Source organism: Streptomyces sp. NPDC046303, from assembly GCF_055588085.1.
Window position 1 is genome coordinate 25,335 of the sequence record NZ_JBVJFA010000041.1, and the last position, 22,976, is coordinate 48,310.

Annotated in this window: 20 protein-coding genes and 1 pseudogene; 12 read left to right on the forward strand and 9 right to left on the reverse strand. The window is 74.3% G+C overall.

What is annotated here, in order from left to right:
• Window position 1: 1 nt before the first annotated feature.
• Window positions 2-937: an RNA polymerase sigma factor SigJ gene (gene sigJ / locus ACZ6I1_RS30550; RefSeq protein ID WP_469292134.1), complete on the reverse strand. Its 936-nt coding sequence runs from the start codon at window positions 935-937 to the stop codon at window positions 2-4.
• Between the two features lie 172 nt (window positions 938-1,109).
• On the opposite strand from sigJ, the gene ACZ6I1_RS30555 reads away from it, so the two are divergent.
• The 3 genes and pseudogenes from ACZ6I1_RS30555 to ACZ6I1_RS30565 form a co-directional block, all read left to right on the forward strand.
• Window positions 1,110-1,550, forward strand: coding sequence for a YybH family protein (locus ACZ6I1_RS30555; protein WP_469292135.1), 441 nt, complete (start codon window positions 1,110-1,112; stop codon window positions 1,548-1,550).
• A 147-nt stretch (window positions 1,551-1,697) separates the two neighbouring features.
• The gene (locus ACZ6I1_RS30560; protein ID WP_469292136.1) at window positions 1,698-1,838 is read left to right on the forward strand and encodes a hypothetical protein; all 141 of its coding nucleotides are present in this window, start codon (window positions 1,698-1,700) and stop codon (window positions 1,836-1,838) included.
• Window positions 1,816-2,076 (forward strand): annotated as a pseudogene (locus ACZ6I1_RS30565) (transposase); the annotation flags it as partial. The gene ACZ6I1_RS30560 and the pseudogene ACZ6I1_RS30565, both read left to right, overlap by 23 nt.
• 130 nt (window positions 2,077-2,206) lie before the next feature.
• Here ACZ6I1_RS30565 and ACZ6I1_RS30570 read toward each other — a convergent pair.
• Both ACZ6I1_RS30570 and ACZ6I1_RS30575 read right to left on the reverse strand, forming a co-directional pair.
• Window positions 2,207-2,413, reverse strand: coding sequence for a cold-shock protein (locus ACZ6I1_RS30570; protein WP_069918825.1), 207 nt, complete (start codon window positions 2,411-2,413; stop codon window positions 2,207-2,209).
• Window positions 2,414-2,799: 386 nt separating this feature from the next.
• Window positions 2,800-3,168, reverse strand: a complete 369-nt coding sequence (locus tag ACZ6I1_RS30575) for an HGxxPAAW family protein (RefSeq protein ID WP_469292137.1) — start codon at window positions 3,166-3,168, stop codon at window positions 2,800-2,802.
• Between the two features lie 93 nt (window positions 3,169-3,261).
• Between ACZ6I1_RS30575 and ACZ6I1_RS30580 the strand changes: the two genes are divergently transcribed.
• Both ACZ6I1_RS30580 and ACZ6I1_RS30585 read left to right on the forward strand, forming a co-directional pair.
• Window positions 3,262-3,756 (forward strand): MarR family winged helix-turn-helix transcriptional regulator, encoded by a 495-nt coding sequence (locus ACZ6I1_RS30580; protein WP_469292138.1) that lies wholly within the window; start codon window positions 3,262-3,264, stop codon window positions 3,754-3,756.
• 84 nt (window positions 3,757-3,840) lie between these two features.
• Window positions 3,841-5,328 carry a DEAD/DEAH box helicase gene (locus ACZ6I1_RS30585; RefSeq protein WP_469292139.1) on the forward strand — a complete coding sequence of 496 codons (1,488 nt, stop codon included), beginning with the start codon at window positions 3,841-3,843 and terminating at the stop codon, window positions 5,326-5,328.
• A 4-nt stretch (window positions 5,329-5,332) separates the two neighbouring features.
• Here the strand turns inward: ACZ6I1_RS30585 and ACZ6I1_RS30590 are convergent, their stop codons facing one another.
• The 4 genes from ACZ6I1_RS30590 to ACZ6I1_RS30605 form a co-directional block, all read right to left on the reverse strand.
• Entirely contained in the window at window positions 5,333-5,812 is a 480-nt protein-coding gene (locus ACZ6I1_RS30590) for a hypothetical protein (RefSeq protein ID WP_469292140.1), read from the reverse strand.
• Window positions 5,813-5,902: 90 nt separating this feature from the next.
• On the reverse strand, window positions 5,903-6,574 hold the full coding sequence (locus ACZ6I1_RS30595; protein ID WP_469292141.1) for a GNAT family N-acetyltransferase: 672 nt from the start codon (window positions 6,572-6,574) through the stop codon (window positions 5,903-5,905).
• A gap of 178 nt (window positions 6,575-6,752) precedes the next feature.
• Complete coding sequence (locus ACZ6I1_RS30600) at window positions 6,753-7,265, reverse strand: SRPBCC family protein (RefSeq protein WP_469292142.1); 513 nt, start codon at window positions 7,263-7,265, stop codon at window positions 6,753-6,755.
• Between the two features lie 77 nt (window positions 7,266-7,342).
• On the reverse strand, window positions 7,343-8,482 hold the full coding sequence (locus ACZ6I1_RS30605; protein WP_469292143.1) for an NUDIX domain-containing protein: 1,140 nt from the start codon (window positions 8,480-8,482) through the stop codon (window positions 7,343-7,345).
• Window positions 8,483-8,714: 232 nt separating this feature from the next.
• Between ACZ6I1_RS30605 and ACZ6I1_RS30610 the strand changes: the two genes are divergently transcribed.
• The 5 genes from ACZ6I1_RS30610 to ACZ6I1_RS30630 all read left to right on the forward strand — a co-directional run bounded on the left by ACZ6I1_RS30610 (window position 8,715) and on the right by ACZ6I1_RS30630 (window position 17,956).
• Window positions 8,715-10,115, forward strand: a complete 1,401-nt coding sequence (locus ACZ6I1_RS30610) for a DUF418 domain-containing protein (protein WP_469292144.1) — start codon at window positions 8,715-8,717, stop codon at window positions 10,113-10,115.
• A gap of 327 nt (window positions 10,116-10,442) precedes the next feature.
• Window positions 10,443-10,670 carry a hypothetical protein gene (locus ACZ6I1_RS30615; protein ID WP_469292145.1) on the forward strand — a complete coding sequence of 76 codons (228 nt, stop codon included), beginning with the start codon at window positions 10,443-10,445 and terminating at the stop codon, window positions 10,668-10,670.
• 81 nt (window positions 10,671-10,751) lie between these two features.
• Window positions 10,752-12,551 (forward strand): RNA ligase family protein, encoded by a 1,800-nt coding sequence (locus ACZ6I1_RS30620; RefSeq protein ID WP_469292146.1) that lies wholly within the window; start codon window positions 10,752-10,754, stop codon window positions 12,549-12,551.
• Window positions 12,551-15,499 carry a poly(A) polymerase gene (locus ACZ6I1_RS30625; protein ID WP_469292147.1) on the forward strand — a complete coding sequence of 983 codons (2,949 nt, stop codon included), beginning with the start codon at window positions 12,551-12,553 and terminating at the stop codon, window positions 15,497-15,499. Before ACZ6I1_RS30620 ends, ACZ6I1_RS30625 begins: the two co-directional genes overlap by 1 nt.
• A 300-nt stretch (window positions 15,500-15,799) precedes the next feature.
• Window positions 15,800-17,956 carry a discoidin domain-containing protein gene (locus ACZ6I1_RS30630; protein WP_469292148.1) on the forward strand — a complete coding sequence of 719 codons (2,157 nt, stop codon included), beginning with the start codon at window positions 15,800-15,802 and terminating at the stop codon, window positions 17,954-17,956.
• Window positions 17,957-18,051: 95 nt separating this feature from the next.
• On the opposite strand, the gene ACZ6I1_RS30635 is transcribed toward ACZ6I1_RS30630, so the two are convergent.
• The gene (locus tag ACZ6I1_RS30635) at window positions 18,052-18,969 is read right to left on the reverse strand and encodes an NADP-dependent oxidoreductase (protein ID WP_469292159.1); all 918 of its coding nucleotides are present in this window, start codon (window positions 18,967-18,969) and stop codon (window positions 18,052-18,054) included.
• 189 nt (window positions 18,970-19,158) lie between these two features.
• On the opposite strand from ACZ6I1_RS30635, the gene ACZ6I1_RS30640 reads away from it, so the two are divergent.
• Window positions 19,159-20,496: an ROK family transcriptional regulator gene (locus tag ACZ6I1_RS30640; protein WP_469292149.1), complete on the forward strand. Its 1,338-nt coding sequence runs from the start codon at window positions 19,159-19,161 to the stop codon at window positions 20,494-20,496.
• Window positions 20,497-20,576: 80 nt separating this feature from the next.
• On the opposite strand, the gene fabV is transcribed toward ACZ6I1_RS30640, so the two are convergent.
• Window positions 20,577-21,788 (reverse strand): enoyl-[acyl-carrier-protein] reductase FabV, encoded by a 1,212-nt coding sequence (gene fabV, locus ACZ6I1_RS30645; protein WP_469292150.1) that lies wholly within the window; start codon window positions 21,786-21,788, stop codon window positions 20,577-20,579.
• A 211-nt stretch (window positions 21,789-21,999) separates the two neighbouring features.
• Here fabV and ACZ6I1_RS30650 point away from each other — a divergent pair, with 211 nt between their 5' ends.
• A complete protein-coding gene (locus ACZ6I1_RS30650) occupies window positions 22,000-22,968 on the forward strand; it encodes a hypothetical protein (RefSeq protein WP_469292151.1) in 969 nt (322 codons plus the stop codon).
• Window positions 22,969-22,976 lie beyond the last annotated feature (8 nt).

Sequence of the window (22,976 nt, forward strand, 5' to 3'; positions counted from 1 at the left end):
GTCAGTGCGTCTTCCAGGGCCGGAGCTTCTCGGGGTTGAGCACGGCCCAGATCCGGCGGATCCTGCCGTTCGCGATGTCGAACGCGTACACCGACACCACGGCGCTGTCCAGGTGGGCCGCCAGACCGGGCTGGCCGTTGACGGTGCACTCCCGGATCTCCAACCGGCCGGGGCGGGTCCGGCCGGCGAAGAAGCGGGCGATGCGCTCGGCGCCCTCGATCGGGTGGAGCCGGGCCGTGACGAGTCCGCCACCGTCTCCGACGGCGGTGGCGTCGGCGTCGAGCAGGCCGATGAGGGCGTTGATGTCCTTGGCCTCCCACGCCAGCCGGAACTCCCTGACGACGCGGGCCTGCTGGGCCGTCGGCGACAAGGGGACCCGCGAGGTCTCGACGCGGCGGCGGGCCGAAGACGCCAGCTTTCGGCAGGCCGCCGGGGTGCGGCCGACGATGTCGGCCACTTCGGAGAAGGGGTAGCGGAAGACGTCGTGGAGGACGAACGCCACGCGCTCCGCCGGGGTCATCGCTTCCAGTACGACGAGGAAGGCCATGCCGACCGACTCGTCGAGCGTGATGCGGTCGGCCGGATCAGCCGTGCCGTCGTCCCTCGCGCCGGCGGGCCACTCGGTGCGCGAGGGCAGCGGCTCCGGCACCCACTCCCCCACGTAACTCTCCCGCCGGACCCGTGCCGAGCGGAGCACGTCCAGGCAGATACGGCCCGCGACCTTGGTCAGCCAGCCGCCGGGGGACACCACCGCCTCCCGCTGCCGCGGGGTCATCGCGTACCAGCGGGCGTACGTCTCCTGGACGACGTCCTCGGCCTCGGCCACGGAGCCCAGCATCCGGTAGGCGAGGTCGATCAGCTTGCGGCGTTCACCGGTGACCGCGCTCGGTATCGGGTCGAGACGGCCGTCCTGCTGCGCGGTCGAACTGGTCGTCATGGTGTCGCGGCTCCCTCGGTCGGATCTTCTCTCCCCTCCTACGACGGGACAGCGCCCCGAAATGTGAGATCGGCGCCCCGCCTCACATTCCGCCGGGCCGCCTCGTCCTACTGACAGCGGCAGTCATCACCGCCCCGCAGCACCCACCGCCCCCCTACCGAAGGAGTACGCGATGACCACCCACGAGTCCGAGATCAGGGCGCTCCTGGCGCACCGCGCCGACGCCCAGCAGACGAAGGACATCGACCGGCTCATGTCGTTCTACGCCGCCGACGCCGTCTACTACGACGTCGTCCCGCCGCTGCGGTTCACGGGAACCGACGAGATCCGCCGCAACTTCCTTCGCTGGTTCGACGGGTACGTCGGCCCCATCAGCCTGCAGACGCACGACCTCACGCTCGCGGCCAGCGGGGACACGGCGTTCGCGCACATGCTCCACCTGGACTCGGGAGAGCGTAAGGGCGGGCTCCAGGCGTCGATTTGGGTACGGGAGAGCGTCTGCCTCCAGCGGACGAACGGAGCGTGGTCGATCACGCACGAGCACGTCTCGATCCCGATCGACCCGGCGACCATGACGGTCTGGCTCCCGTCCGGCAAGGACCAGCCCGCCTGAGCCTCAGCCCCACCACGCGTTCGGCGTCCACTGCCCTCGCCGTCGTCGACTGGTGCGCAGGGGGCGCGGATCGAGCCGTTCGACGGCTCGCCGGCCTCCACCTCGCGCCGTCTCCCTCTGGTCCGCGAAGTGGTCCAAGGAAACGCCGTGGGCCGTGTGCGTGCGCAGGTGCGCCGCCTTCGGGAGGCAGGAGTCGACGGGTCGATGATCCGGATCGACACGCTGTGCGGCCGCCTGGCGCTGCCGACCGCCTACCGGCTGAGTCGGTTCGTGTCGTCCGTGGCGTGATCACCGGCAGCTGATCGACGGAGCAACGCGGTGACTGCGGACCGGGGCTCCGTGGCGCGGCCTGCCGGGGCGTTGCGGGCCTTGGCAGACCGTCCGCGAGCGGCACGTCCAGTTCTGTGACGACGCGGCCGGGACGGGAGCGGCCGGTCCCGGGGCGGGCTGACCAGCAAGGTCCACCTCGCCGTCGGCCGGCCGGGGCAGCCCGCTGTCCATCCCGCTCACGCCCGGCCGCAGCAACGCCGCGATCGGGTGGCGCGCCACCGGGCCGGAATCGGCCCGTGCTGTCCCGGGGCGCCGGAGGGCGTGCAAAAGCCCCGCCGGGTTGGGCCGGCGGGGCGCACCTCACGAGCGGGGCTCGCGAAGCGGTACTACGAGAGGGGGACCACCCGCTCGGCCTGGGGGCCCTTGGGGCCCTGGGTGACGTTGTACTCGACCTTCTGGTTCTCTTCCAGCGACTTGAAGCCGGTGGTCTCGATGGCGGAGAAGTGCACGAACACGTCCGGCCCGCCGTCGTCCTGCTGAATGAAGCCGAACCCCTTCTCCGAGTTGAACCACTTCACGATGCCTGTTGCCATCTGGCTGATCCTTCTCAACGTTCCACTGCGGGCCGCACACGCGGCCGTCTCCGATCCTGCCCAACGGTCCCGTACTGCACACGCTGGACGCGGCCAACCGGGGCGTGCCGCACATTCGAACTTCTGGCCGCCTCGTCCGTGAAATGGGGGAAAGGCCCCCTGACAGGGGCCTTCGAGAAGGGGCGGGACATGAGCGGTTTCGGCGATGACGGCGGGCCGCCGGTTCTTCGCGCGGCCCCTGGCGGAGAGCGGGCGCGGACCGCATCGGCCGGACGTACGTGACCCCCGTGTGCACGAGCCGCGCTTCGACGCCCCGATCCGCCCGTTGCGGCCGGACCCGGGCGACGACACGGGGATCCACTACGGGGAGCACTTCACCCGGATGTTCATGCGCTGCTGTCCGCAGCGGGCAACGACACGGCGGATCGAGGCCGAGGAGCTGCTGCCGCGGCTCGGCGCGGTCCGCTGGCCCGGCAGCCCAGGCAGTCGGCGTGCCCCGCGCGGGCGGCGGTGTCGCGGGTACGCCAGTCCCAGTCCGCCTCGGGGCGGGGGCCGCTCGGCTTGCCCCATCCGGCGAGGTGCAGCAGCCAGGTGACGACCCCGGCGGCGGCGACGACGCCGAGGCCCATCCATATCCCGGGCATCCACGCCGCGCACACGGCGAGGCCCGCTCCGGTGAAGCCGATCAGGGCCAGAGCGGTACCGGTCCAGCCGGCCACCGTGTGGCCGAGGTCGACGTGCCCGTGGGCGCTCATGAATTCTCCCAGGTCGTGCGGTCGGCAGTAGGCTCGGAGAAAGGGTTCATTTATCTCACGAGCTAAGTAACTTAGATGCTAAGGAGTATGTCCGTGGAGGGCAAGCCCCGCCCCCCGGCCACGGCCGCGGAGGCCATGTCGCGCATGGACCAGTACGTCGCCCTGGGCATCGTCGGCCAGCAGGAGGTGGCACAGCGGCTCGGCATCAACGTCACCGACCTGACGTGCCTGGGCCACATCCTGGGCGCCGGGGACACCCCCCTGGCCGCCGGTGACCTCGCCGGGCTGGTGGACCTCACCACCGGTGCCGTCACCGGGGTCCTCAACCGCCTCGAGCGGGCCGGGTACGCGCGGCGGCAGCCCGACCCCACCGACCGGCGGCGCGTACGGGTGGTGGCCGATCCCGCTGCCGCCGCCCGGGTCGTCGCGGTCTACCAGCCCTTCTACGACCGGCTCGGCGCCCTGTTCGCCGATTACACCCCCGACGAGATCGCCGTGATCGCCGACTGGTTCGAGCGCGCCGCGGTCGAGGTCCGCGCCCACTGCGCGCAGGTGCGGTCGGGGGAACTGGGCACCGGGGAGGCCTAGCCTCCGCTGGTACCATGGGCGGTTGACCATCTCCTTTCCCTCTCGACGTTTCCGTCTCGCTGTTTCCCCCTTGAAAGGTCCTGCATGAGGAACCCGTCAGCTCATGGCCGATTCGGTGTGAAGGCCGGTGCCAAGCCCGGCGGCAAGTCCGCCGCCAAGGCGCCCCGGAGCACCGGGCCGCAGGGTGAGTTCACACGGCACGAGCCGAAGGTGCCGGGGCTGCCGCCGGTCGCCTCGTTCTCCGAGCTGGAGCTGCCCGCCGAGCTGATGACGACCATGGCCCGGCTGGAGGTGAAGGAGCCGTTCCCCATCCAGGCGGCGACGCTCCCGAACGCACTGGCCGGCCGGGACGTCCTGGGCCGCGGACGCACGGGCTCCGGCAAGACCCTCGCCTTCGGCCTGGCGCTGCTGGCCCGCACCGCCGGACAGAAGGCGGACCCGAAGCGCCCGCTGGCGCTGGTCCTCGTACCGACGCGCGAGCTGGCGCAGCAGGTGACCGAGGCGCTGACCCCGTACGCCGAGGCCCTGGCGCTGCGGATGGCCACGGTGGTCGGCGGCCTGTCCATCGGGCGCCAGGTGAGCGCGCTGCGCACCGGCGCCGAGGTCGTGGTGGCCACCCCCGGACGGCTGAGCGACCTGGTCGGACGGCGTGACGTACACCTGGAGCGCGTGAAGATCACCGTGCTCGACGAGGCCGACCAGATGTGCGACATGGGCTTCATGCCGCAGGTCACGGAGATCCTCGACCAGGTGCACCACGCGGGGCAGCGGATGCTGTTCTCGGCGACCCTGGACCGCAACGTGGACCAGCTGGTGCGCACCTACCTGAAGGACCCGGTCGCGCACTCCGTCGACCCGCAGGCGGGCGCGGTGAGCACGATGGACCACCACGTGCTGCACATCCACGCGGCCGACAAGATCTCGGCGGCCACCGAGATCGCGGCCCGCGACAACCGCGTGCTGATGTTCCTCGACACCAAGCACGGCGTCGACCAGTTCGTGAAGCACCTGCGGGCCATGGGCGTGCGCGCGGAGGGGCTGCACAGCGGCAAGTCGCAGCCGCAGCGCACCCGGACCCTGGCCCAGTTCAAGACCGGCGCCGTGACCGTCCTGGTCGCGACCAACGTCGCGGCGCGCGGCATCCACATCGACGACCTCGACCTCGTGGTCAACGTCGACCCGCCGGCGGACCACAAGGACTACCTGCACCGGGGCGGCCGTACCGCCCGGGCCGGCGAGTCCGGCCGGGTCGTCACCCTGGTCGCCCCGAACCAGCGCCGGGACATGGTCCGGCTGATGGCGGACGCCCGGATCCGGCCGACCATCACCCAGGTCCGGTCCGGCGAGGCGGCCCTGAGCCGGATCACCGGAGCGAAGGCGCCCTCGGGGGTGCCGCTGTCCGGATCCGCTCCGACGGACGCCAAGGGCCGGCCCTCGGGCTCGGACCTCGGGTTCCGCGGGATGGGCACCCGGCCGGGCCGGCCCGGCCGGGGCAAGGAGTCCCGCAAGACGATGGAGGCCCGGCAGGCCGCCGAGGCCCGCCGCGCGGCCCGGGTGCGCAAGGGCCTCTGACCGGTCACACCAGGGTGCGGCGGCGCAGGCGATCGGCGGCGGCGTTGCGGACCCGGCGGGTGCGGGCGGAGGCGGCCAGCAGGCTCAGGGCCTCGGACGAGGTCAGGAGCTGGGCTGCGGTGCGCTGGCACCAGTCGGAGGCCGCGGCGAGCTCCGCCGCGGCCCACGGTTCGTGCTGGGTGACGGCCTTCAGCAGGGTCCACTCGCGCAGCCGCCGCTCGGGGAACGCACGCCCGGCGAGCACCGTGGTCATCGCCCGGGCCCAGCGGGGGAACCCCTCGCCGTCCAGCAGCCGCGCCGCCCGGCGGTTGAGGTGGGTGACCACCGCGCTCTCGGCCATCACCGGATCGGGGTCGCGCAGCACGGCGGCCACGGCCTCGGCCTCGGCGGCCTCCCCCCGCGCCATGGCCAGCGACTCGAGGTGGCGTTCGTAACGCCAGTGCTCGGGCGGCGCGGCACCCTCGCGGACCTGCTGGATCTTCATTCCTCTCCCCATGACGCCCATTCCACACGACCCCCCTGAGCGGCCGGCGGCCAGGGTGCGGCCAGGACGGTCAGGGGGCCGGGGGCAGGGTCAGTGGCGGGCGGGTGCCAGCAGCAGGGCCTCCGCGCCGACCGGCCGGAAGCCGGCGGCCTGGAAGGCGCGGACGCTGCGGGCGTTGCCGGTGGCCTGCTGGGACCAGACCGGCTGCCCGTCGGGGACGAGGTGGCGGGCGGCGCGCGCCAGGAGCCGGCCCAGGCCCCGGTGGCGGGCGTCCTCGTCCACCTCGACGGCCGTCTCCCAGCGGCCCGCGACACCGCGGCCGAGGACGAGGACTCCCCCGTCGGCCTTCCAGACCCGTACGTCGTCCCGGCGGCCCAGGGCGCGCCGTACCCGGGGATGCTCGGGGTCGGCGATCTCGCGGAGTTCCACCGGAGGTCCGCCGGGCAGCGGGCCCGCGACGGTGAGCAGGTCGATGGTGTCGGTGGTGCGCCCGGTACGGTCCAGCAGCGCGGCCAGGAAGCGCGCGTTCATGGTGGCGGCGAGGCCGTCGCACTGCACGGCCGCGAGGGTGGAGCGCACCCACTGCGGGTCCTCGTCGGTGAACACCACGGAATGCGCGGTGAAGGCGATGACGCCCGCGTCGCGGCGGCTGTGCTGGCGCACCACCGTCGTCCCGCCGTCGGGCGGCGGGAACCGCCCGTGCGCGGCGCCCTCCAGGATCTCGGCCAGCGTGCCGCCGACGCGGAGTTCTTCAAGTGACATGGCGGTGCTCCTGATTCACGTGTAGGACACATGATCTCAGGTGCGGGGTACGCGCGTTCGGCCGGCCGGTGGGAGCCGGTGCGGCGCGGGGCGCGGACCGGCTCTCCGGGGACGGTGGTGAGGGGGCGGAGGGGCGGGGGCAGAGGCGGGGGTCAGGGGCGGGGGTCAGGGGCGGGGGTCAGGGGACGTCGGTCTCGCGGGGCTCTTCCTCCGGCTCGGGCAGCGGGGCGCCGGTCTCCAGGAGGGTCTTGAGGCTGGAGGCGAGCATCGGCCAGGCCCGCCCGCACATGCCGAACAGGGTGCCGCCGGGCTGGAAGCCCTCGTGCAGGATGGTCAGCCGGGCGAGGGTGTCACCGACCGGCTCGATCTCGTACGTCACCTTCGTGCGCCGCTCCCCGGCCAGTTGGGCCCGCAACTCCTCGTCGATCCCGACCGCAGCCGCCCACTGCGGGGAGAAGGTGTGCCAGGTGTAGGAGAGCAGGCGGTCCGGGATGCAGTCCAGGACCACCTGCTCGGGGTCGCTGGTACGGGCCCCGCGCTCGACCCAGTCCATCGGCGAGCCCACCGCCCAGTCGGTCTCGAAGCTCAGGCCCCAGTACCGGCGGGTGAAGGCCGGCTCGGTGAGGGCCTGCCAGACCCGGGCGGGGTCGGCCTGGATGTACAGGGTGTAGGTGATCGCACTGTCGCTCATGGCCCCATGCTGCGGGACCGCGGACGCCGGACGCCGGATTTCCCGATCATGGCGGCGGCCGCGGCCGGGAGGGCCGGCTACCAGCGGACCGCCGATTCGGGGAGTTCGACGGGCGGAGTGCGGGTGGGGGCGGGGAGGGAGAGGCGGATGCGGGCGGCGTGGACCGCGGCGAGTTCGTGGACGCCGGCCGGGCCCCAGTCGCTCAGTTCGCGGACCTGCTCGGGGGTGGCGAGCAGGCGGGCGTACGCCGGGTCCGCGGCCGCCGGAAGGCCGGTCAGGCGAGCCGCGGTGCGGGCGTGGGCGGCCTGTTCCCCGCCGCCGCGGCCTTCGCTGCGGCTCGCGCCGCGGCTCCCGTCGCCGCCGTCGCCGTACCGGTAGCCGAGCGGGAAGGCACCGGCCGTGGGTCCGGCCGTCGGGGCCGGGAGGTGGGCCGCGCCGGTGGCGCGGGTGATCAGGAGCAGCACCCGCCCGTCGGGAGCGAACAGCCAGCCCCGGTGGTCCCGTACCGGCAGCTGCGCCGGGACCGGGCCCGCGTGCCACGCGCCGTGCTGCGCGGTCCGGCGAGTGCGCAGCACCCCGAGCCGGTCCAGAGCGGTGGGCACGGTGGGGCGGCCGTCCTCCAGCAGGGCGGTTCCGGAGCCGTTGATGCGGGCCCGCAGCGCGGACAGGGCGCGGCGGGCGTCGCCCGCGTCCATCAGGGAGGGCAGGTCGGCAGGCTCGGCGAAGTGGATGCCGGTGACCTCCTGGGCGGGCAGGCGGACGGACTTGATCCGTTCCGGTGTCCAGGTGCCGCCGTCGTAGACGTGCAGGATCTCGCCGGGGAACCGCATCCCGGCCGGGATGCCGGGGGTGTCGGCCGGGATCCAGTCCACGGCGAGACCGCGCGGGTAGCGGCCGTCGACGCCCAGTTCCTCGCGCACCTCGCGGGCCGCCGCCGCGGACGGCGATTCGCCCGCGTCCACGGCCCCGCCGGGCAGGAGGCGGTCGGGCCGGTAGTCGACGCTCTGTACGAGGACCCGGCCGTCCGTGTCGGTGACGAGGACCACGGCTCCGGTCCACAGCGCGGCGCGCGAGGCGCCGTACGCCTCCGGGGTCATCCAGGTCCCGGGCGCCGGCTCGTCCCGGTCCGGCGCGGACCCGACGGAGTCGACCTCCTCGGGCGCGACCTCCTCGGGCGCGGCCTCGTCGGGCGCGGCCTCGTCGGTCAGCTGCCGCATCGGAACTCCGTTCACCGTGGGTGGACCCGCCGACTGTGCAACAGCGGTCGCGGCCTCCTGGTTACGGCGTCACGGCGGCCCCCAGCCCTCGGTGGAGCACCCTCCGCTTTTGCCGCGCCCCTACCTCCTTATTACCTGGTTATCCGTTCCCTGCTAGGTTCCGGGGGCGGACTGGCGGCATGAAAACCGCCGGTCCGACCACGTCACCGGACCGGACCGAGGAGACCCCTTCATGCGACGCGCCATCCGGACGGGCACCCGGACGGGCCCCGGCCATGTCGCGGGGCTGAACGCGCCTCCGGGGAAGGCCGGTTCGGAGAAGGGTGCCGACGGGCACGCGCCCGGCGGGGACCCAGGTCCCGGGAAGGCAGGTCCCGGCAACCCGGGGCACGGCGACGCGGGGCCCGTGAAGGCCGGCTCGGGCCGGCTGGCCGGAGTCGACGCCGTCCGCGGCCTCGCCGTCCTCGGCATGTTCGCCGTGCACGTCGGCCCCAGCCCCCAGCCCGAAGGCGCCGGCTACGTGATCGTCGCGGCCGACGGACGCGCCCCGGCGCTCTTCACCCTCCTCGCCGGTTTCTCGCTGGTCCTCGCCCAGCGCGGGCTCGACCCGGCGGCGGGGCCCGCCGGCTGGGCCGCCCGCTACCGTCCGCTGCTGATCCGCTGCGCCGTCCTGGCCGTGCTCGGCGTGTTCCTGGCCTCGATGTGGCCGGGGATCCTGGTCATCCTGGCGTTCTTCGCCGTCTACTTCCTCGCCGCCGAGCCGTTCACCCGGCTCTCCACCCCGGTGCTCACGGCCGTCGCGGGGATCTCGGTGGCAGCGGGCCCGCTGCTGTCCTTCCTGCTGGGGCCGGTGTTCGGGTACGAGGCCTCCGGGCGGGGCCAGGTCCCCGAGGCCGCCGATCTCACCAGCTGGGCCGGGCTCGGGACGGTGCTGTGCGAGCTGCTGCTCACGGGCGCGTACCCGCTGGCCACCTACCTCCCGTACGTCCTGGCCGGTATGGCGCTGGCCCGCCTGTGCGACGTGCGGGACAAGACGACGGCACTGCGCATGACGGTATGGGGCACGGCCGCGGCCGCCGCGGGCTACGGCTCCGCCTGGCTCGCCACCCACGTGTTCGGCGCCCGGGAGCGGCTCCTGGAGGCGATAGCCGTCCACCACCCCGAAGCCCTGTCCGCCGCCGACCCGGTGCGCGAGGTGCTGCGCGGACAGTACGGCGCCGTGCCCAGCACCTCCTGGGACTGGCTCCTCGTGGCCGACCCGTACAGCCAGACCCCGCCCGAAACCCTCGGCAACGCGGGCGTGGGCTGCGCCCTCATCGGCCTGTGCGCCCTCGCCGCCCGGCACCGGCTGGGCGCCCGCCTGCTGCGGCCGTTCACGGTGCTGGGGGCCATGGCACTGAGCGCGTACGTGGTCCACGCCCTCGTGCTGGCCGGCCCGGCCCACGGCGCCTCGTCCTGGTCCGCCTGGCTCGGCTTCAGCGCCGCCGCCCTCGCCCTGACCTGGGCCTGGCAACGCGCCTGCGCCGACAGCCCCCTCCGCCGCGGCCCCCTGGAACACGCCCTGCGCCTGGCGACCCAGGCTGGTGGCCCGGGCCGGGGCCCCGTCCTGCCGGCGCCGCGCTCCACTCCCTGACCCGTTGACGCGACGCCGCCCGGGCCGTCTCCGAGCGCACCCGTACGGGTGACGGGGGCGGCTTCGGCGGGGGCGGTGCGGCAGGGTGGGCGGATGCAACTGCGCCGGGCCCTGACCCTGATCCTCGCCTCGCTCACGGTGGCCACCGGATGCGTGACGGTACGTCCTGCCGCTCAGCCGGACACACCCCGCCCACGCCCCGCGGCGGTCCACCCCGAACCACGCCAAGCAGCCCCGGCCGCACTGCCGTTAGGCCACCTCCCGGTCACCCCGGAACCCGCGGCACCACCCCTGCCGGAACCGGCGGCGGCCCGCCAGGACCGACCCGTGCGACCACCCCGGGCGGCGAAGCCCGCACGCCCCGTTCACCCCGTCCACCCCGCCCATCCCGCCCGTCCGCCTCGCCCCGCCGCACCGGCCAAGCCCCGCAAGCGCCCCGCGGCACCACCCGCGGCCAGACCCGCCGCACCGCAGCGCACGTACGACATGGCACCGCTGTGCGAGGCGGCCCACGGCACGGTGTCCCCGTCCATCGCGGCCCTGTGCCCCTGGTAGCCCCGGCCCCGTTATTCGATGGAGGAGGCCGCGCCGGATACCTAGAGTGACGGGGAGCACGTCGTCGAGCAGGAGCGGATCATGCGCACGCACTATCCCCGTACGCCCCATCTGCCCTGGTCGCCCGGGGCGGCCGCGGACGACGTGCGGGTGGGCGGGCCCGGGGCGTTCGCCGGGTTGGCCGGGCGTGAGGTCGTGGTGACCGAGAAGCTCGACGGGGAGAACACCACCCTGTACGCGGACGGCCTGCACGCGCGGTCGCTCGACTCCGCGCACCATCCCTCCCGGGCGTGGGTCAAGGGCCTGCAGGGCCGGATCGCCGCGCGCATCCCGGACGGCGTGCGGGTGTGCGGGGAGAACCTGTACGCCCGGCACTCGCTCGCCTATGAGGACCTCGACAGCTGGTTCTACGGGTTCTCGGTGTGGGACGGGGAGCGCTGCCTGGACTGGGACCCGACGGTACGGTTCCTGCGGGGGCTCGGCGTGCCCACGCCGCGCGTGCTGTGGCGGGGCACCTTCGACGAGCGTGCGCTGCGCAGGCTGAAGCTCGACACCACGCGCCACGAGGGGTACGTGGTACGGACGGTGGACGGATTCGCGTACGCGGACTTCGGCCGGTGCGTGGCCAAGTGGGTGCGCGGCGGCCACGTACAGACGGACACGCACTGGATGTTCGCACCGGTGGTGCCGAACGGGCTCGGTCCGGCGGCCCCGTTGTGGGCGGTCCGGTCGGGGGCCGGGGCCGGTGCGGCGGAGCTGCTGACCGCGGCCGGGGTGGCGGATGCCTCCTGGGCCGGCGGGAAGGCCGAAACCGCCGAAGCCACGGCCGAGGCCGAGGCCGAAGCCGAAGCCGAGGCCGAGGTCTGCGCCCGGATGGCGGCCCGCGTCGATGAGCTGGGGCGTACCGGCGAGGACCGGCTGGCCGGAGTACTGGCCGCCGTACTGCACCGCGCGCCGCGGGCCCGGATCATGGCGCGGCTCGCGGCGGGGCCGCTCGGAATGGGGCTCGCGCGCCGGGTGTCGGACCTGGTCGGGCTGTACCCGTACCTCCAGCGGCCGTTCCCGGACGCGGAGCGGCGGGCCGGGCTGGTGCGGATGGCCGCCGCGGTCGATCCCGGGGTGCTGCACGCACTCGCCGCCGCGACAGCCGGGGACGCGCAGGCCCGCGAATGCGTCGAGTGGTCCGCGCTGTGCGCCGAGGAGGCGGGGCTGCTCGGCCCCGACCCGCTCGGCGCCCTGCGCACGGAGCTGCGCGAGCCGTTGGCCCCGCTCGATCCGGACGCGGCCGACCGCTGCTGGGCCGAGGCGCGCCGGGCCTTCGCGCAGGGCAGGATCGCCACGGCGGAGGAGGCGGTGGCGGCGACCTGGCGGTGGCGTGAGGGAACGTTTCCCCGGCTGGTGCAGCTGTGCGGGCCCTCGGGCAGCGGCAAGAGCACCTTCGGCCGCGCCCTGCCCGGTGTGGACGTCTGTATCAGTCTCGACGACCTGCGTACCGCCCGGGGTTCCCGCGCGGACCAGCGGGCGAACGCGGAGGTGCTGAGCGAGGGCCTCGACCGGCTCGACGCCGCCCTGGCCCGCGGAGGCACGGTCGTGTGGGACGCCACCTCGCTCACCGATCAGCAGCGCGGACTGGCCGGATCGGTCGCCCGCCGCCACGACGCGCTGGTCACCCATGCCGTCGTACTGGTCGACGAGGAGGAGCTCGGGCGGCGCAACGGCGTGCGCGCGCACCCGGTTCCGCCGCACGTGCTGGAGTCGCAGCTGCACCGGTTCAGCCCCCCGTACCCCGGTCAGGCGCACCGGACCTGGTACATCGGCGCGGGCGGGACGGTCGAGGACACGGCCGGCACCCTGGCCGGGCCGCGGGGCGGGGAGCTGTGATGCGCACCAGTGAGCAGCTCTACCACCAGGTCCGCTGGGACCCGCGGTTCGACCCCTCCCGGTTCGTCCTCGGGCTGCTGCAGCGCGGAGCCGCCCCCAAGCGCGTACCGCTGCCGTCCTTCGTACCCGGCGGCGACATCCCCTGGCACCGGGTGCTGTTCGTCGAGGCGGACGGCGAGCTGGTGTGGGACCGGGCCACGGGGGTGGACCGGATCGACGTCACCGACGCCGGACGGGTCCGCGATCCGCGCCTGCTGCGGGCGCCCTTCTTCACCGCCCGCACCCCGCACGCCTGGGATCCGGCGGACGGCGGCGCCTGGCGACCCGTGCGGGCCGTACCCGCCGCGGGCGACAGCGGGGCCGCGGCCCCCGCCACGGTGCGGCTGCTGACCTGGAACACCCTCTGGGACCGGTACGACGGCCCGCGCATCGCCACCGCGCGGCGCAGGCCGCTGCTGCTGGCCGACCTGGCGGCCGCCGACGCCGATGTCATCGCACTCCAGGAGGCCGAACCCGAGCTGCTCCGGATGCTGTTGGCCGCCGACTGGGTCCGGGCCGGGTACACGCTCGGCACGGATCCGGGCGGCCGGGACGTCGCCGAGTGCGGGCTGCTGGTGCTGAGCCGGCTGCCGGTGCGGGAGGCGGGGCTGCACGCGTTCGGCCCGCACAAGGCGGTCACCGCCGTGACGGTGGACACCGCGGCCGGGCCTCTCGTCGTCGCCGCCACCCACCTGACGAGCGATCACACCGACAACGGAGACGTCCACCGGCGCTCCGAACTGGCCCGGCTGGCGGAGGGATTGGGCGCGGTGGAGGCCGCGGTGGCACTGCTCGGCGACTTCAACGACGGCAGCTCGGGACCCGAGGGGCCGGCCGCCGCGCTGGGCATGCGCGACGCGTGGAGCGAGGTGCACGGGGCGGCCGACGCGACGCCCACGTTCGATCCGGTGGCCAATCCGCTGGCCGCCGTGGGCTCGCTGTCGGGGCGGCCCGGGCGGCTGGACCGGATCCTGCTGCGGGCGTCCGGGCCGGCGCGGGTGACGCGGGCGGCGCTGCGCGGCGACGTACCCGGCCCGGACGGGCTGTTCATCTCGGACCACTACGGGGTGGAGGCCACGGTGGAGTTCGGGGGCGCGGGGCCCGCGGCGCAGCTCGCCACGGCGGCGACGGCGCGCACGGCGGTGGCCTGGCTGCCGCCCCGCCTTCCGGAAGCGGTGCACGCGGTGCGGCGGGAGCACGACCCGCAGGCCGGCCGCTGGCCCGCGCACGTCAACCTGCTCTTCGGCTTCGTACCCGAGTCCTCGTTCGAGGAGGCCGTGCCGCTGCTGTCCGGAGTCGCGGCGGACACCCCGGCGTTCACCGTGCGGCTGGAAGGGGTGCACAGCTTCGGGCACCGCGAGGACGCGACCCTCTGGCTGGATCCGGCGGCGGCCGGCGAGGCGCCGTGGCAGGAGCTGCGGCAGGCACTCGTACGGCGGTTCCCCGGCTGCCGGGAGCGCGCCGCGGGCTACACCCCGCACCTGACGCTGGGGCGCAGCCGCGATCCGCAGCGGGCGCTCGCCGAGTTCACGGCGCGCCTTGGCGCCGGAGTGCCGGCGCGGGTCGGGGAGCTGGCGGTGCTGTCGCGGCGCGGGGACGGGCCGATGCGGACGCGGGCGGTCGTGGAGCTGGGGACCGGCCGGGTCCGGTGGCTGCCGGAGCCCGCGTACTCCTCCCCGGAGGGGCGCGGACCGCACGGCGTCGCAGCACATCCTGTCGAAACCGACCCGGCCGCCTCGATCACCGCCCGGATCGCGGAGGCGCTGGGCGACGGGACGGCGGTGTGGGAGGCCGGGTCCCGCCGCATGGGCTGCGCCCTGCCGGGAGCGGACCTGGACCTGGTGGCGGCGGTGCAGGGCGGTGCGGACATCGCGGAGGTGCGGGAGCGGGTCGCGGCGGCGCTGCCGGAGGCGGTGCGGGTGCGCGAGGTCACGGGCGCCCGGGTGCCGGGGCTGCGGCTGAGGGCGGCCGGACTGGACGTGGACCTGGTGGTCGTCCCCACCGGCGCGCTGGACCCCGCGCAGGCGGTGGCGCGCCGGGCGGAACTGGGCGAGCGGGCGGCGGTCGCGCTGAGCGCGGTGAGCGACGCCGACGCGGTACGGCGGTTCACGGGGGCCGAGCACGCGGCTTTCACCCGGCTGGCGCGGCAGGTCAAGGTCTGGGCGCGGGTGCGGGGGCTGGACTCGGCGCCGTTCGGCGGACTGCCGGGGCTGGCCTGGGCGGTACTGGCGGCGCGCACGGTCCGGGCGGCCGCCGATCTGTCCCCGCAGGCGCTGCTGTCGGAGTTCTTCGGTACCTGGGCGGCCTGGGACTGGCGCGACCCGGTCGGCCTCGGCACGGCTCCGCCGTCCGCGGCGCCCGGGCCGCACGGGCCGCACGGGCCGACCGCACCGCCGGGGCCCGACCCGGTGACCGTGCTCACCCCTTCCCAGCCGGTCCGCAGCTGCACCGCCCAAGTGGGCCCCGGCCTGCGCGATCTGCTCGGGCGGGAGCTGTACCGGGCCTGGGAACTGCTGGACGCCGATCCCGCGGCCTTCGGCGCGGTCCTGACGGCCCCGCCGCTGCACCGGCGGCACGCCGCCTGGGCGGTGGTGACCGTACGGGCGCCCGCGGAGCGGGAGTTCGCCGCCGCGCTGGGACGGATGCGCGGCCGGATGCGGGCGCTGCTGAGCGCGCTGGAGGAGGCGGGCTGCGCCGACGCACACGCCTGGCCGCGGCCGTTCGCGACGGGCCCGGGCCTCGCCCGGTACGCGGTCGGGCTCGGTGCGGCCCCGCCGGACGCGGCGCGCCTGGCGGCCGTCACAGGGCCCTGGTCGCACGGTCTGGCGGGTGTGGAGGTCACCTGGGCGGCCTGCGGTGAGGTACCGGATCTGGGGGTACCGGAACTACACCCGGCCTCCGACGAATAACGAACGCACAGCGGCGGCGCACCTCCCCGAGGAGACACGTCCCGAAGTCGGACCGGACTCCGCCCCGCGCGGCGGGCAGGCCGGGACGGACCGGTCAGAGCCTCAGTAGAGCCGCGCGACTTTTTTCCGTCAATGCTTTTCACAAGGATTGAAAGAACCCCAAGTTCAGGGCCCTCGTGGCGAGTTGGCGTGCCGTTGGGTGTTCACTTCATGAACGCCGGAACCCTTGACGGTCCCCGTCGGCGGGCAGTTCACTCACGCTTCGATCCCCCCGGATCCATGACGTCAGGAGCACCCCGCATGCGTCTCCTCTCCGATCGCCCGCCGCGGCTCATGGTCGCGGCGCTCGCCGCCGCTCTGGTCGCGGCCCTCCTCGTCCTGCTGCCGGGCACCGACGCACAGGCGGCGCCCGTACTGCTCTCGCAGGGCAAACCGGCCACCGCCTCCAGCGTGGAAGGCGCCGGGACACCGGCCGCCGCGGCCGTCGACGGCGACAACGGCACCCGCTGGTCGAGCCAGTTCGCCGACCCGCAGTGGATCCAGGTCGACCTCGGCGCCCCGGCCCGGCTGAGCCAGGTGGTGCTGCGCTGGGAGGCGGCCGCCGCCAAGGCCTACCGGATCGAAACGTCCACGGACGGCACCCACTGGTCCACCGCCCACTCCACCACCACGGGCACCGGCGGCACGGTCACCCACGAGATCACCGGCACCGCCCGCCACGTCCGCGTGTACGGGACCCAGCGCACCACCGGATACGGGTACTCCCTCTGGGAGTTCCAGGTCTACGGCACCACCGGCACCGGCCCGGTCATCCCCGGCGGCGGCGACCTCGGCCCGAACGTGATCGTCTTCGACCCGTCCACCCCGAACATCCAGGCCAGGCTGGACGAGGTCTTCCGGCAGCAGGAGTCGGCCCAGTTCGGGTCCGGCCGCTACCAGTTCCTGTTCAAGCCGGGCACGTACCACGGCCTCAACGCCCAGATCGGCTTCTACACCTCGGTGTCCGGGCTCGGCCTCAGCCCCGACGACACGACCATCAACGGTGACATCACCGTCGACGCCGGCTGGTTCGGCGGCAACGCGACCCAGAACTTCTGGCGCTCGGCGGAGAACCTGGCGCTGAACCCGGTGAGCGGCACCAACCGCTGGGCGGTCTCCCAGGCGGCGCCCTTCCGCCGCATGCACGTCAAGGGCGGACTGAACCTGGCACCGAACGGTTACGGCTGGGCCTCCGGCGGCTACATCGCCGACTCCGTGATCGACGGACAGATCGGCAACCACTCGCAGCAGCAGTGGTACACCCGTGACAGCTCGATCGGCGGCTGGTCCAACGCGGTCTGGAACCAGGTGTTCTCCGGGACCCTGGGCGCGCCGGCGCAGACGTACCCGAACCCGCCCTACACCACCCTGGACACCACGCCCGTCTCCCGCGAGAAGCCCTTCCTGTACCTGGACGGCAGCGACTACAAGGTGTTCGTCCCCGCCCGGCGCACGAACGCCCGCGGCACCTCGTGGGGCGACGGCGCACCGCAGGGCGGCTCGATCCCGCTCAGCCGGTTCTACGTGGTCAAGCCGGGCGCGAGCGCGGCGACGATCAACGAGGCACTGGCCCAGGGCCTGCACCTGCTGTTCACCCCCGGCGTCTACCACCTGGACCGGACCATCCAGGTCACCCGCCCGGACACCGTGGTGCTGGGGCTGGGCCTCGCCACGCTCGTGCCGGACAACGGGGTGACGGCGATGCGGGTCGCCGACGTGGACGGCGTACGGCTCGCCGGATTCCTGATCGACGCGGGCGCCGTCAACTCGCCCACCCTGCTGGAGGTCGGCCCGGCCGGTGCCTCCGCGGACCACGCGGCGAACCCGACCACCGTGCAGGACGTGTTCCTCCGGGTCGGCGGCGCGGGCGCGGGCAAGGCCACGCTGGGCATGGTCGTCAACAACCACGACACGATCGTCGACCACACCTGGATCTGGCGGGCCGACCACGGCGACGGGGTGGGCTGGGAGACCAACCGCTCCGACTACGGGTTCCGGGTGAACGGCGACGACGTCCTGGCCACCGGGCTGTTCGTCGAGCACTTCAACAAGTACGACGTGGAGTGGAACGGCGAGCGCGGGCGCACGATCTTCTTCCAGAACGAGAAGGCGTACGACGCACCCGACCAGGCCGCCATCCAGAACGGCCCGGTCAAGGGCTACGCGGCCTACAAGGTGGCCGACTCCGTCACCACCCACGAGGGCTGGGGCCTGGGCAGCTACTGCTACTACAACGTGAACCCGGCGATCCGCCAGGACCACGGCTTCCAGGCACCCGTGAAACCGGGGGTGAGGTTCCACGGCCTCCTCGTCGTCTCGCTCGGCGGCAACGGCCAGTACGAGCACGTCATCAACGACGTCGGCGCCCCCACCTCGGGCACCTCGACCATCCCCTCGACGGTCGTCTCATTCCCCTGACCCACGCCTGATCCCCCTGGCTCGCGCCACGCGTCGCCCTCCTCCCCGGGCGGCGCGCGGCCGCGCAGGGTGCGGCTGGTGCCCGGTCCCGGCGCTCAGACCTCGATGACGATCTTGCCCGCCGTGTGTCCGCCCTGGCTGAGCTCGAAGGCCGCCGCCAGCTCGGCCAGCGGGTAGGTCCGCGCGACGGGCACCGTGAGCTGCCCCGCATCGGCGAGCCGGCCCAGCTCGGCCAGGTCGCTGCCGACCGGGCGCACCCACATCCACTCGCCGCCCGAGCCGGTGACGGTGGGGTCGGCGATGGAGGCGTGCCGGCCGTCGTCGTGCAGCACCTCGCGGGTGACGTCGAGGACGCCGCCGACGAAGTCCGCGACGACGGTCGCACCGCCGGGGACGAGGTCGAGGACCCGCTCGGCGAGCCCGTCCCCGTACGCGACGGGCTCGGCGCCGAGTTCCCGTACGCGGTCGTGGTTGCGCGGGGAGGCGGTGCCGATGACCCGGGCGCCCAGGGCGCGGGCGATCTGCACGCCGAAGGAGCCGACGCCGCCCGCGGCTCCGTGGATGAGGACGGTGTCGCCCTTGCCGGTGCCGAGGCGGGTCAGCACCTGGTAGGCGGTCAGTCCGGCCAGCGGGAGGGCGGCCGCCTCGGCCCAGCCGAGCGAGGCGGGCTTGTGCGCGAGGGCCCGTACGGGCACGGTGACGAACTCGGCGCAGGTCCCGCCGTGCACGTAGTCCTTGCGGGCGTAGGCCATGACCTCGTCGCCCTCGGCGAACTCGGGGAGGTCGATCCCGACCCGCTCGACGGTCCCGGCGACGTCCCAGCAGGGCACCACGGGATAGACGACGTCCATCAGGGAGTCGAGCCCGCCTCCCATGATCTTCCAGTCGACCGGGTTGACCGACGCGTACTTCACCCGGACGAGGAGCTCGCCCGGGCCGAACTTCGGCACCGGGAGCCGGGTCTCCTTCAGCACCTCCGTTCCGCCGTACGTCTCGTACGCCATCGCTCGCATGGTGTCCTGCGGCATGTACCCGACCTCTCCGTGAGCTGCTGGACCGCCCCCGGGGGCCATCCCACCACGCAGGGCGCGCCCGGCCCGAGAAGCGGGGCCGTCCAGACCTTGAATCAGGACGTGAGTCAAGCCTCGGGAAAGGGTGGCGCGAGGGTATGTTGCGGGCGGTGTCACTGCGGAAGGGGCCGGATGACCACGGGGCGTAGCGGACGAACGGTGCGGGACCTGCGGCGGGGAAACCGGAGCGCCGTCCTCCAACGGCTGTACTTCGGGGGGCCGATGAGCCGCCAGGAACTGGGGCCGGTCACCGGACTGAGCTCCGGATCCGTCAGCAACGTCGTCGGCGAACTCGTCGCGGACGGACTGCTGGAGGAGGCCGGGATCGTCGACTCCGACGGCGGCCGCCCCCGCACCCTGCTGCGCGTCGCGCCCGGCAGCGCCCACATGATCGGCGTCGACGTCGGCGAAACCCGCGTCCGCGTCGAGCTGTTCGACCTGACCCTCACCGAACTGGCGCGCACCGACATGCCGTTGCTGCCGCGCCGCTGCTACGACGTCGGCCCCATCGTCGACCACGTCCGCCACGGGATCGCCACCGTGCTCGCCGAGGCCGGGGTCGGAACGGAGCGGCTGCTGGGCGCGGGCGTCGGCGTACCGGGCATCGTGGACCGCGACGCGCCCGGCGGGGCCGTGGTGCACGGTCAGACCATCGGCTGGAACGCGGTGCCGCTCGAGGGACTGCTGCGCGCCACCGGAGCCCTGCCCGCGGAGGTCCCGTACATCATCGACAACGGCGCGCGGACGCTCGGCCAGGCGGAGATGTGGTTCGGGGCGGGGCGCGGGGCCCGTGAGGCGGTCGTCGTGCTCCTCGGCTCGGGGGTCGGCGCGAGCCTGATCACCGACGGCTCGCCGCAGGGCGGGACGACGGAGGGAACCCCGCTGGAGTGGGGCCATCTGACGGTCTCCGTGCGCGGCCGGCGCTGCCGGTGCGGGGCGCTGGGCTGCCTGGAGGCGTACACGGGGGCCGGGGCCCTGCTGGCGCGGTGGGCGGAGCGGGGCGGCGTCGCGGACGGGAGCCCGGTGGGCTCCGTGGACGAGGAGGAGGCCCTCTCGGCCCTGCTGGCGGCGGCCGGTTCGGGGGATCCGGTGGCGCGGGAGGTCCTGGAGGAGACCGCGGAGTACCTGGGCGCCGGGCTGTCGGACCTGATCAACCTCTTCCAGCCGGAGCGCATCCTGATCGGCGGCTGGGCGGGCGTGATGCTGGGCCCCCACATCCTTCCGGCGGTACGCGAGCACGCGACCCGGCACGCGCTGCGCCACCCGGCCGGACGCGTCACCGTCGGCCTGGGCTCCCTGGGGCCCGACGCGGTCACGGTCGGCGCCGCCACCCTCCCCCTGTCCGCCTTCTTCGCCACGGGCGGCCGCCGCGCCGCCCCCGGACCCCGGACCGAGCCGCCGGGCTGGCGCACGGCCCTGGAGGTCCGCAGCGCGGGCCACCAGGGCAGCCCGGGACGGCTCCGGGGCTGATCCAGGGGCTGGTTCCGGCGGGCAGAGCGCGCAGGACGTGGTCCCAGAAGCGGGCGGACGGGCGACGGCCCGCTCCCGGCTCACGCGACGGAGTCGGCGGGCCAGGGAACGTCGGTTTCGACGGCGGCGGTGTAGTCGACGCCGGGGACGGAGAAGCCGTAGAGGCGGCGGACTTCGTCGCCGAACCAGTCGAGGTCGGCGAGTTCGGCGATGGTCTCGCTGGTGGCGGTGGTCCAGCGTTCGGCGACGGCGTCCTGCACGGCCGGGGCGAGTTCCCAGGTATCCAGGCGGATCCGGCCCTCGTCGTCGGGGTCGAGGGGGCGGGCACCGGTCAGCCGGTCCCACAGCTCCACCAGCTGACCGATCGGAGCCACCATGGCGTCGCCGAGGACGCCGCGCAGCAGCCCGGCGTACAGGGCGATGCCGGGGACGGCGGTGGAGGACTGGGTGACGGCGGCGGCGTTGACCGAGGTCACGGCCCGGCCGCCCAGGGTCTTGCCGAGGCGCTCGTCCAGCGTGCGTGCGGTGGCTTCCAGATGGGACTTCGCCGCACCGATGGTGCCCTGCCGGTAGATCGCCGCGGTGAGCGGCGAGCCGATGTAGGACAGGGCGGCGGTGGCGAAGCCGTCGGCGAGCAGGGACCGGTCGGCCAGGAACGTGATCCACCGTTCCCAGTCGGTGCCGCCCATCACCGCCACGGTCTGCTCGATGTCGTCGCCCCCGGCCGGCGCGGAGGTGACCTCCTTGACCTCCGGGGCGCCGTGCTCGTCGAAGACGAGGGTCTTGGTGGTGTGCGGCGAGCCGATCGGCTTGAGGACCGAGGCGTACACGCTGCCGGTGTCCGGGTCGGTGCGGCGAGGCGCGGCCACCGAGTAGATCAGGAAGTCGAGCCGTCCCCCGAACCGTTCGGCGAGGAGGCCGGCGACCTGCTCCTTCATCGTGTCGCTGAACGCATCGCCGTTGACGAAGACCATGTCCCGGCCGTGCTGCCGGGCGAGCCGGGCGGTGGCGGCCGTGCGGTACCAGCCGGCCGTGCCGGTGCGCCGCGCGGGCGCCTTCTCGAAGCACACGCCGATGCCTCGGATGCCGACACGGGCCAGGCCCGCGATCGTGGCGGCCAGGCCGTACCCGGCGGACGAGCCGATGACCAGGGCCACCGGCCCATCGCCCCCGGCCGCGAGCGGATCGGGGACGGCCCGCCACATGTCGTCCACCAGCTGTCGGCAGCCGCCGGGGTGGGAGTCGAGGAAGAGGAAGCCCCGGCTCTTCGGTGCGATGACGCGTTCGCTCACGGTGTGGTGCCCCAGGTGTCGTCACGGACAAGGCGCGGCGGCCGCCTCGGCCGCCCCGTCCGGCAAGTCTGCGGCCGTGCGGAGGAACACGGTGATCTTGAGCGGCACAATCATGTCCGGCCGGGCTTGGAGGGTTCCCACCAGGCCCTGTCCGGCGGATCACGGCGGCCCCTCCGACCCCGATCCACCAGACACCCCCTAGCCTGCCTGGATGAGCGCACCGACCGTCACCGTCGCCGAACTTCTGAACCGGTTCCCCTCTTTGGCGTCGTACGTACGCCCCGCGACCCTCCTCAGGCCCTCTGCCGGAAGCCCCGGCCCGTACGACAGCTCGGTGGGCGGGGCACCGCTGTGGCCCGCCGACGAGCCCTGGCCGCGGTGCCGGCAACCACACCTCGTGTACGTGCGGGAGAAGCTGACCGACGCCGAGCGGGAGCTGTGGCAGAGCATCGAGCGGAACCGCAGGCGGCGCCACCGGCCGGGGGACGCCCACGTGCTGACCGCCGAGGAGGCCGAGGCCCAGTCGCGGATCATGGACGGCGGATCGCTGGACGCGGTCGCCTGGGAACGGGTCCGGCTGGTGCCGCGGCCTGTGGACGGCGACGGATTGCCGATGGTTCCGGTGCTCCAGCTCTACGCCCGGGACGCGCCGGCATTCCCCTGGCCGTCCGGGACCGACCTGCTGCAGCTCCTGTGGTGCCCGCAGGATCACGCCGAACCGGAGGGGCAGCCCCGGTACTGGGGTCCGGTGGTGGAGCTGCGGTACCGGGATTCCGCGGAGACCGGCGCCCCGGCCGAGGCGCCGTCCGCACCCGACGGCGCCAAGGGCGTGTACCTCCCCGCGCCGTGCCGGCTCGACCCCGTGGAGGTGCTCGACCTGCCCGAACAGGACGAGCTGCCGGCGGAGCTGTTCGAGCACGTCGAGGAATGGGCCGAGGAGCGGGAGACCGACTACCACCGGGTGCTCGGCTGCCTGCCCGGCTGGAAGGCCGGCGGGTGGCCCAGCTGGCACCTCACCGACTTCACGCCCCTCGACTGCTCGTGCGGGGCCCGGATGCGGCTGCTGCTCACCGTGGACAGCGGCGGCGACCCGGGGCTCGGCGTGGGACGGCACGGAGAGCTCCGGGTGTTCCGCTGTCCCGAGGACCAGGACCACCCGGTGCGTCTGAACCTCCAGTGACGGAGCGA

What these genes read in the sequence shown, in the direction of transcription:
- ACZ6I1_RS30610 (WP_469292144.1), top strand. Translation starts at nt 8,715, where the DNA reads ATGCGACGCGCCATCCGGACGGGCACCCGGACGGGCCCCGGCCATGTC.
- ACZ6I1_RS30630 (WP_469292148.1), top strand. Translation starts at nt 15,800, where the DNA reads ATGCGTCTCCTCTCCGATCGCCCGCCGCGGCTCATGGTCGCGGCGCTC.
- ACZ6I1_RS30635 (WP_469292159.1), bottom strand. Translation starts at nt 18,969, where the DNA reads ATGCGAGCGATGGCGTACGAGACGTACGGCGGAACGGAGGTGCTGAAG.
- ACZ6I1_RS30605 (WP_469292143.1), bottom strand. Translation starts at nt 8,482, where the DNA reads ATGCGGCAGCTGACCGACGAGGCCGCGCCCGACGAGGCCGCGCCCGAG.
- ACZ6I1_RS30600 (WP_469292142.1), bottom strand. Translation starts at nt 7,265, where the DNA reads ATGAGCGACAGTGCGATCACCTACACCCTGTACATCCAGGCCGACCCC.
- ACZ6I1_RS30575 (WP_469292137.1), bottom strand. Translation starts at nt 3,168, where the DNA reads ATGAGCGCCCACGGGCACGTCGACCTCGGCCACACGGTGGCCGGCTGG.
- ACZ6I1_RS30640 (WP_469292149.1), top strand. Translation starts at nt 19,159, where the DNA reads ATGACCACGGGGCGTAGCGGACGAACGGTGCGGGACCTGCGGCGGGGA.
- ACZ6I1_RS30625 (WP_469292147.1), top strand. Translation starts at nt 12,551, where the DNA reads ATGCGCACCAGTGAGCAGCTCTACCACCAGGTCCGCTGGGACCCGCGG.
- ACZ6I1_RS30585 (WP_469292139.1), top strand. Translation starts at nt 3,841, where the DNA reads ATGAGGAACCCGTCAGCTCATGGCCGATTCGGTGTGAAGGCCGGTGCC.
- ACZ6I1_RS30620 (WP_469292146.1), top strand. Translation starts at nt 10,752, where the DNA reads ATGCGCACGCACTATCCCCGTACGCCCCATCTGCCCTGGTCGCCCGGG.
- ACZ6I1_RS30570 (WP_069918825.1), bottom strand. Translation starts at nt 2,413, where the DNA reads ATGGCAACAGGCATCGTGAAGTGGTTCAACTCGGAGAAGGGGTTCGGC.
- sigJ (WP_469292134.1), bottom strand. Translation starts at nt 937, where the DNA reads ATGACGACCAGTTCGACCGCGCAGCAGGACGGCCGTCTCGACCCGATA.
- ACZ6I1_RS30650 (WP_469292151.1), top strand. Translation starts at nt 22,000, where the DNA reads ATGAGCGCACCGACCGTCACCGTCGCCGAACTTCTGAACCGGTTCCCC.
- ACZ6I1_RS30555 (WP_469292135.1), top strand. Translation starts at nt 1,110, where the DNA reads ATGACCACCCACGAGTCCGAGATCAGGGCGCTCCTGGCGCACCGCGCC.
- ACZ6I1_RS30590 (WP_469292140.1), bottom strand. Translation starts at nt 5,812, where the DNA reads ATGAAGATCCAGCAGGTCCGCGAGGGTGCCGCGCCGCCCGAGCACTGG.
- ACZ6I1_RS30595 (WP_469292141.1), bottom strand. Translation starts at nt 6,574, where the DNA reads ATGTCACTTGAAGAACTCCGCGTCGGCGGCACGCTGGCCGAGATCCTG.